General features: G+C 64.4%; 9 protein-coding genes. 5 read left to right on the top strand and 4 right to left on the bottom strand.

The window, feature by feature from the left end:
• From Q0105_RS17775 to Q0105_RS17790, 4 genes are all read right to left on the bottom strand, one after another.
• A partial coding sequence (locus tag Q0105_RS17775) for an HD domain-containing protein (protein WP_298213524.1) occupies nucleotides 1-521 on the bottom strand: 521 nt, incomplete at its 3' end.
• Nucleotides 522-617: 96 nt separating this feature from the next.
• The gene (gene rpoZ, locus Q0105_RS17780; protein ID WP_005794722.1) at nucleotides 618-821 is read right to left on the bottom strand and encodes a DNA-directed RNA polymerase subunit omega; all 204 of its coding nucleotides are present in this window, start codon (nucleotides 819-821) and stop codon (nucleotides 618-620) included.
• Between the two features lie 16 nt (nucleotides 822-837).
• On the bottom strand, nucleotides 838-1,458 hold the full coding sequence (gene gmk, locus Q0105_RS17785; RefSeq protein ID WP_298213526.1) for a guanylate kinase: 621 nt from the start codon (nucleotides 1,456-1,458) through the stop codon (nucleotides 838-840).
• A gap of 36 nt (nucleotides 1,459-1,494) precedes the next feature.
• Entirely contained in the window at nucleotides 1,495-2,412 is a 918-nt protein-coding gene (locus tag Q0105_RS17790; protein ID WP_298213528.1) for a YicC/YloC family endoribonuclease, read from the bottom strand.
• A gap of 75 nt (nucleotides 2,413-2,487) precedes the next feature.
• Between Q0105_RS17790 and Q0105_RS17795 the strand changes: the two genes are divergently transcribed.
• The 5 genes from Q0105_RS17795 to hemW form a co-directional block, all read left to right on the top strand.
• Complete coding sequence (locus Q0105_RS17795; RefSeq protein WP_298213530.1) at nucleotides 2,488-3,504, top strand: serine/threonine-protein kinase; 1,017 nt, start codon at nucleotides 2,488-2,490, stop codon at nucleotides 3,502-3,504.
• Between the two features lie 171 nt (nucleotides 3,505-3,675).
• On the top strand, nucleotides 3,676-4,578 hold the full coding sequence (locus Q0105_RS17800) for a PP2C family serine/threonine-protein phosphatase (RefSeq protein ID WP_298213532.1): 903 nt from the start codon (nucleotides 3,676-3,678) through the stop codon (nucleotides 4,576-4,578).
• A 118-nt stretch (nucleotides 4,579-4,696) separates the two neighbouring features.
• On the top strand, nucleotides 4,697-5,431 hold the full coding sequence (gene rph / locus Q0105_RS17805) for a ribonuclease PH (RefSeq protein ID WP_298213534.1): 735 nt from the start codon (nucleotides 4,697-4,699) through the stop codon (nucleotides 5,429-5,431).
• A 203-nt stretch (nucleotides 5,432-5,634) separates the two neighbouring features.
• A complete protein-coding gene (rdgB, locus tag Q0105_RS17810; RefSeq protein ID WP_298213536.1) occupies nucleotides 5,635-6,234 on the top strand; it encodes an RdgB/HAM1 family non-canonical purine NTP pyrophosphatase in 600 nt (199 codons plus the stop codon).
• A gap of 14 nt (nucleotides 6,235-6,248) precedes the next feature.
• Nucleotides 6,249-6,973: radical SAM family heme chaperone HemW (gene hemW, locus Q0105_RS17815; RefSeq protein ID WP_298213538.1), on the top strand; the 725-nt coding region annotated here is incomplete at its 3' end.

The raw sequence follows: 6,973 nt of genomic DNA on the forward strand, positions 1-6,973 counted from the left end.
GTGCGGTCGGCCAGCTTGATGAGGATGACGCGCACGTCGCGCGCCATGGCCAGCAGCATCTTGCGAAAGGACTCGGCCTGGTTTTCTTCGCGGGTGTTGAACTGCAGCTTGTCCAGCTTGGTCAGGCCGTCCACCAGCTCTGCCACAGGGGCACCAAAACGATCGATCAGGTCTGCCTTGGTCACGCCGCAGTCTTCCATGGCGTCGTGCAGCAGGGCTGCCATCAGGGCCTGGGCGTCGAGCTTCCAGGTGGCGCACTGGGCCGCCACCGCGATGGGATGGGTGATGTAGGGCTCGCCGCTGTTGCGTAGCTGGCCCAGGTGCGCTTCGTCGGCAAAGCGGTAGGCCTGGCGCACCATCTCGATGCTGGAGGCGTCCAGATAGTCCAGGCTGTCCGTCAGCGCGGCAAAGCTGGCCGCAGCCGCATTGGCAGCCGCTGCGGCTGCCGAAAGGGTGCCCGCCATGGGCGGATCGCCGGGGCGGGGCTGCGTTGCAGAGGGTGAGTTGAGCACCGCGTTCATGCCTTAAATGTAGCGCGGGAGCGCATCAGACCAATTCCGGGAAAAAAAAAGCACCGCAGCGGCGGTGCTTTTTGAGGGCATTGCCCAGAAAACGGCTCAACCAGGAACCTTCTTGAGCATTTCCAGGCCAACCTTGCCTTCGGCGATTTCGCGCAGGGCGGTCACGGCGGGCTTGTTGCGGCTTTCGATGCGGGGGGCATGGCCCTGGCTCAGCATGCGGGCACGGTACGTGGCGGCCAACACGAGCTGGAAGCGGTTGGGGATCTTTTCCAGACAGTCTTCTACAGTGATGCGTGCCATCGTTTTACTCCGGGATTCAGGTGATATTGAGCGACTGGAAAGTGTCAGCACGTGCGCGGCGCTGGGCGACGTACTTCAGGCGCTGAGCGTGAACGACGGTTTTCAGGTCGAAAAGTGCGCGCTCAAACAACTCGTTGATTATAACGAAGTCGAATTTGCTGACCTCGGCCATCTCTGCGGCCGCGTTCTTGAGGCGGACTTCGATCACGTCCGACGAGTCCTCGCCCCGGCGCTCCAGGCGCGAGCGCAGCTCTTCCCAACTGGGCGGCAGGATGAAGACCAGCACGGCATTGGCAAAGGCTTCCTTGATCTGCAGGGCGCCCTGGAAGTCGATTTCCAGGATGACGTCCGAGCCCTGGGCAATGCGCTCTTCGATCGCCTTCTTGGAGGTGCCGTAGCGGTTGCCATGCACATGGGCCCATTCCACGAAGGCGTTGCCCTGCACCATGGAGTCGAATTCGGACTGTGACGCAAAGTAATAGTCGCGACCGTGCTTTTCCTGGCCGCGCGGGGCGCGGGTGGTGTGGGAGACGGAGAGGTGAACGTGCGAGTCCAACTCCAGCAGCGCCTTGACCAGGCTGGATTTGCCCGCGCCGCTGGGGGCCGCCACTACGATGAGATTTCCTGGATAGTCCATAGTTGATGTGCGCCAGGCGCTATCAAAAAATGAGTGTTATTCAATATTTTGCACTTGCTCGCGCATCTGCTCGATCAGCACCTTCATGTCCACGCTGATGCGGGTCAGGTCAAGGGCGGCAGATTTGGAGCCCAGGGTGTTGGCCTCGCGGTGCAGCTCCTGAATGAGGAAATCCAGGCGTTTGCCCACTTCGCCGCCTTTTTTAAGCAGGCGCTCGATTTCGTCCAGGTGCGAGTCGAGCCGGGTGATCTCCTCGGCCACGTCGATGCGGATGGCAAACGCCGTGGCTTCGGTCAGGGCGCGGTCACGGGCGGCCTCGGGCAGGGTGGCGCCGTCGGTGAGGGCCATGGCTTCTTTCCAGCGCTCCATGAAGCGCAGCCTTTGCTGTTCGACCAGCAAGGGCACCATGGGCACGGCCTGCTGGGCCAGGGTGCGCAGTTGCTGGACCCGGTCCAGCAGCATTGCGGCCAGGCGCTTGCCTTCGCGTTCGCGGGCGGCCAGCAGGGCAGTCAGGGCCTCTTCGGCCAGAACCGGCACGGCCTCGCTCCAGTCTTCGGTGCCGGAGTGGGCGTTGGCGCACAGGCGCAGGGCATCGGCCACCGTGAGGGGCGATGCCGTGGGCAGCCAGGCCCGGACGGAGTCCTGCAGGGAGTTGAGCCGCTGCAGCAGCCGTGCAGGCGGGTCTTGCAGGGTGTTGCTGTCGTCGGTGTCCAAGGCGGCACGCACCTCGACCTTGCCGCGCTTGAGGCGCGCTGTGAGCAGGCTGCGCAGCGTGGGCTCCATGGCGCGCAGCTCGTCCGGCAAACGAAACGAGAGGTCCAGAAAGCGGCTGTTGACCGAGCGGATTTCCAGGCCCAACCGGCGCGATTGGGGCGCGCGGGCGTCGGTTTCAGCGCCGGTGGCAGATGCGCCATGCTGTGCGCTGGCGTATCCGGTCATGCTGTAAACTGGCATTGGACTTTTTGATGGTTGCTTGCGATCCGGGGATTATCCGGGTTCCGCCTTCCCCCCGAATCATCTTCGCAAAATATGTCAAAAATCAAACCGGCACCCTTGCCGCCCGATACCGCGATTGGCGGCTACCGCGTGGTGCGCCGGTTGTCTGCTGGCGGATTTGGTGTGGTCTATCTGGCCCTCGACGCCGAAGGCCAGCAAGTCGCCATTAAGGAATACCTTCCCTCGTCCCTGGCCACGCGTGCGCCTGGCGAGCTATTGCCCAAGGTGCAGTCCGAGAAGCTGTCGCTCTACCGCCTCGGCCTCAAGAGTTTTTTTGAAGAAGGCCGCGCTCTGGCGCAGATTTCGCACGCCTCGGTGGTGAGCGTGCTCAATTTCTTCCGCGAGAACGAAACCGTCTATATGGTGATGAACTACCTGGAGGGCGCCACCCTGCAGGACTTCATCATCACCGCGCGCGACCTGAAGACGCAGAAGGTTTTTCGCGAATCCACCATCCGCTCGTTGTTCGACGAGGTGCTGCGCGGGCTGCGCATCGTGCACCAGCACAAGATGCTGCACCTCGACATCAAACCGGCCAACATCTTCATCACCGACGACAACAAGGCCGTGATGATCGACTTTGGCGCGGCGCGCGAGGTGCTGAGCAAAGAGGGCAACTTCATCCGCCCCATGTACACGCCCGGTTTTGCCGCGCCCGAGATGTACCGGCGCGACTCGCAGATGGGGCCGTGGACCGATATCTACGCCATCGGCGCCTGCATCTACGCCTGCATGCAGGGCTTTCCACCAAACGAGGCGCCCCAGCGCATCGACAAGGACCGCCTGTCGCTGGCGCTGACCAAGCTGCGCGGCGTGTACTCCGACAACCTGATCGAGGTGGTGGAGTGGTGCATGGCGCTGGACCCGCTGTCGCGCCCGCAGTCGGTGTTTGCGCTGCAAAAAGAGCTCAGCCGTGAAGGCGAGCGCCGCTACACCAAGCTCTCGGTGGCCGAAAAAATGCGCCTGCAGCTCGACACGCTGGTGTCCGACACCAAGAAGAATGTGCAAAAGGTGGGTGAAGCCACCGGCATCGGAGCCAAGCCCAAATGAAGCACACCCCCCTGAGCCGCTGCGCGGCTTCCCCCCGCTCTCGCCTTGCTTCGCAATGCGGGCAGGGGGACACAGCCGGCGCGGCGGGGCGGCCCTTGCGCGGCTGCCCGCGCTTGGGGCGCGCCGGTTTTATGCGCTGCGGGTGGCGAATGGCGCGGTGGAGCAACTGAAATGAAATTCTCCGTATTCCAGATCAGCCGCCGTGGTGGCCGCGAGAAGAACGAAGACCGCATGGGCTATTGCTACACGCGCGAATCGGGCTTGTTCGTGCTGGCCGATGGCATGGGTGGCCACCCCGAGGGCGAAGTGGCGGCGCAGATCGCGCTGCAGACCATCTCGGCGCTGTTCCAGCGCGAGGCCAAGCCGCAGCTCAAGGACGCGCAAGAGTTCCTGTCCGGCGCGCTGCTGGCCGCGCACCACCAGATCCTGCGCTACGCCACCGACAAGGGCATGCTCGACACACCCCGCACCACGCTGGTGGCGGCCGTGCTGCAGGGCGGCACAGCCACCTGGATCCACTGCGGCGACTCGCGCCTGTACATGGTGCGCGACGGCGACCTGCTCACGCGCACGCGCGACCACTCGTACATGGAGCTGCGCAACAACCCGCCGCCGGGGCTGGAGCGCATCAACCGCAACGTGCTGTTCACCTGCCTGGGCTCGCCGACCAAACCCATCTACGACATCACCGGGCCCGTGTACCTGGAGCAGGGCGACCGCATCCTGCTGTGCTCCGACGGCCTGTGGGGAACACTCAGCGACGAAGAGATCGCCAAGCAGCTCTCCGGCAATGCGGTGTCGCATGCCGTGCCCGATCTGGTGGAAGACGCCTTGCGCAAAGCCGGTGACAGCAGCGACAACGTCACCGTGGTGGCGCTGGAGTGGGAAACCCCCGATGCGTTCGAGTCCACCCAGGGCGTGTCCACCGACAGCATCAGCGAAGACGTGTTTGCCTCCACCATCCAGGCGGGCCCGCTCGATGGGTTGGTGGATGACCTGGACGACGCCGCCATCGAGCGCTCGATTGCCGAGATCAACGAGGCCATCCGCCGCTCCGCTGCTCGAAAAGCATGAGGTGAATGGGCTCCCGAAGCCCATCGCCGCGGGCATGGCCCACTGATTTGACCTCTCTCGACCTTTGGCGCGCGCCCTGAGCGAAGCGTGGAAGGCCTTTTTTGACACCGAGACCACCATGACCACATTCACCCGCACCGGCGACCGCGCCGCCGACCAGTTGCGCCCCGTGCGCATCACCCGCCACTACACCATGCATGCCGAAGGCTCGGTGCTGATCGAATTCGGCAACACCAAGGTGCTGTGCACCGCCTCGGTGGAAGAGCGCGTGCCGCCCCACAAACGCGGCAGTGGCGAAGGCTGGGTCACGGCCGAATACGGCATGCTGCCGCGTGCCACCCACAGCCGCAGCGACCGCGAGGCCGCGCGCGGCAAACAAACCGGCCGCACACAAGAGATCCAGCGCCTCATCGGCCGCAGCCTGCGCGCTGTGTTCGACCTGAAGCTCTTGGGCGAGCGCACCATCCAGCTCGACTGCGACGTGATCCAGGCCGACGGTGGCACCCGCACCGCCGCCATCACCGGCGCCTGGGTGGCCGCGCAAGACGCTGTGAGCCAGCTCCTGGCCAGCGGCAAGATCACGCAGTCGCCCCTGCTACAGCCCGTGGCCGCGATCTCGGTCGGCATCGTGCAGGGCACGCCGCTGCTCGACCTTGAATATGTGGAAGACGTGGATTGCGACACCGACATGAACGTGGTGATGACCGGCGCAGGCCATTTTGTGGAGGTGCAGGGCACGGCCGAAGGCGTGGCCTTTACCCGCGCCGAGATGGACCAGCTGTTGGGCCTGGCCGAAAAAGGCATTGCCCAGCTGGTGCAACTGCAGCAGAAGGCGTTGGAAATTGCTCACTAATTTATAGCTGCTTGCGCTTATCAGTAGGGCGCTATGTGCCATTTTGAATGACTATTTTCCTGCCTCAGATGCCGCCCCTCCCGTTCGGACTGAGCCTGTCGAAGCCAGGGCTTGCCGCGTGCGTGCAAGGCTTCGACAGGCTCAGCCCGAACGGATGAGGGAGGGGCGTCTGAGGTACGTACATAGTCAACCCATTTAGACCCATGAAAATTGTTCTTGCATCCAACAACCGTGGCAAGCTGGCCGAGCTGCAGGCCATGTTTGCCCCGCTCGGTGTGGAGCTGGTGCGCCAGGCCGATCTGGGCGTGGGCGAGGCCGAGGAGCCTTTTCGCACCTTTGTCGAAAACGCCTTGGCCAAGGCGCGGTTTGCGTCGGCGCACACCGGCCTGCCCGCGCTGGCCGACGATGCTGGCATGTGTGTGGATGCCTTTGGCGGCCTGCCGGGGGTGGACACGGCCTACTACTGCACCCAGTTCGGCTACGAAAAAAGCGACGACAACAACGTGCGTGCCCTGCTGGAGCAACTGCAGGGCGTGGCCAACCGCCGCGCCGCCATGGTCAGCACCCTGGTGGCCGTGCGCAGCCCGCAAGACCCCGAGCCGCTGATCGCCGTGGGCCGGGTGGTGGGCGAGATCACCACCGCACCCAGGGGCACCAACGGATTTGGCTTCGACCCCGTGATGTTCATCCCCGAGTTCGGCCAAACCTTTGCCGAGCTGCCCGTGGAGGTGAAAAACGCCCACAGCCACCGGGGCCGCTCGGCCGCGCAGATGCTGGCGCTGATGCGCGAACGCTGGCTGTAGAAGGGGCGCTGAAGGTGGCACACATCCCCATCGCGCCGCAGGGCGACGCCGAACCCGCGCCGGTGCGCGACATCCAGCACTACATGCGCCCAGGGCTGTTGCAACTGCCCAGCCTGCCGCCGCTGTCGCTGTATGTGCACCTGCCCTGGTGCCTCAAAAAATGCCCGTACTGCGACTTCAACTCGCATGAGTTCCGCGAGGGATGGGTTGGGGGCGAGGTGCCCGAGCGGCGTTACATCGACGCTTTGATGGCCGACCTGGAGGCAGCGCTGCCCCTGGTCTGGGGCCGCACGGTGCACAGCATCTTCATCGGTGGCGGCACGCCCAGTCTGTTTTCGCCAGCGGCCATCGACCGGTTGATTGGCGACATCCGCGCCCGCCTGCGGCTGGAGTCCGACTGCGAGATCACGCTGGAGGCCAACCCCGGTACCTTCGAGAAAGACCGCTTCCGTGCCTTTCGCGCAGCGGGCGTTACCCGCCTGTCGGTGGGGGTGCAGAGCTTCAACGACCAGCACCTCAAGGCCCTGGGCCGCGTGCACGACCGTGCCCAAGCCCTGGCGGCGGTGGCTGAGGCCGCAGAGGCCTTCGACACCTTCAACCTCGACATCATGTATGCGCTGCCGGGCCAGACGCAGCAAGAGCTGGAGCAGGACCTGTTGACCGCGCTGGCCTTCAAGCCGCCGCACATCTCCATCTACCACCTCACCATCGAGCCCAACACCTACTTCGCCAAGTTCCC

The sequence above is a fragment of the Acidovorax sp. genome, assembly GCF_027492855.1.
In the GTDB taxonomy this organism is placed as follows: domain Bacteria; phylum Pseudomonadota; class Gammaproteobacteria; order Burkholderiales; family Burkholderiaceae_C; genus Acidovorax.

Excerpts from the sequence above, each read along its gene's own strand:
- rpoZ (WP_005794722.1), bottom strand. The coding sequence starts at position 821 with ATGGCACGCATCACTGTAGAAGACTGTCTGGAAAAGATCCCCAACCGC.
- gmk (WP_298213526.1), bottom strand. The coding sequence starts at position 1,458 with ATGGACTATCCAGGAAATCTCATCGTAGTGGCGGCCCCCAGCGGCGCG.
- Q0105_RS17790 (WP_298213528.1), bottom strand. The coding sequence starts at position 2,412 with ATGCCAGTTTACAGCATGACCGGATACGCCAGCGCACAGCATGGCGCA.
- Q0105_RS17795 (WP_298213530.1), top strand. The coding sequence starts at position 2,488 with ATGTCAAAAATCAAACCGGCACCCTTGCCGCCCGATACCGCGATTGGC.
- Q0105_RS17800 (WP_298213532.1), top strand. The coding sequence starts at position 3,676 with ATGAAATTCTCCGTATTCCAGATCAGCCGCCGTGGTGGCCGCGAGAAG.
- rph (WP_298213534.1), top strand. The coding sequence starts at position 4,697 with ATGACCACATTCACCCGCACCGGCGACCGCGCCGCCGACCAGTTGCGC.
- rdgB (WP_298213536.1), top strand. The coding sequence starts at position 5,635 with ATGAAAATTGTTCTTGCATCCAACAACCGTGGCAAGCTGGCCGAGCTG.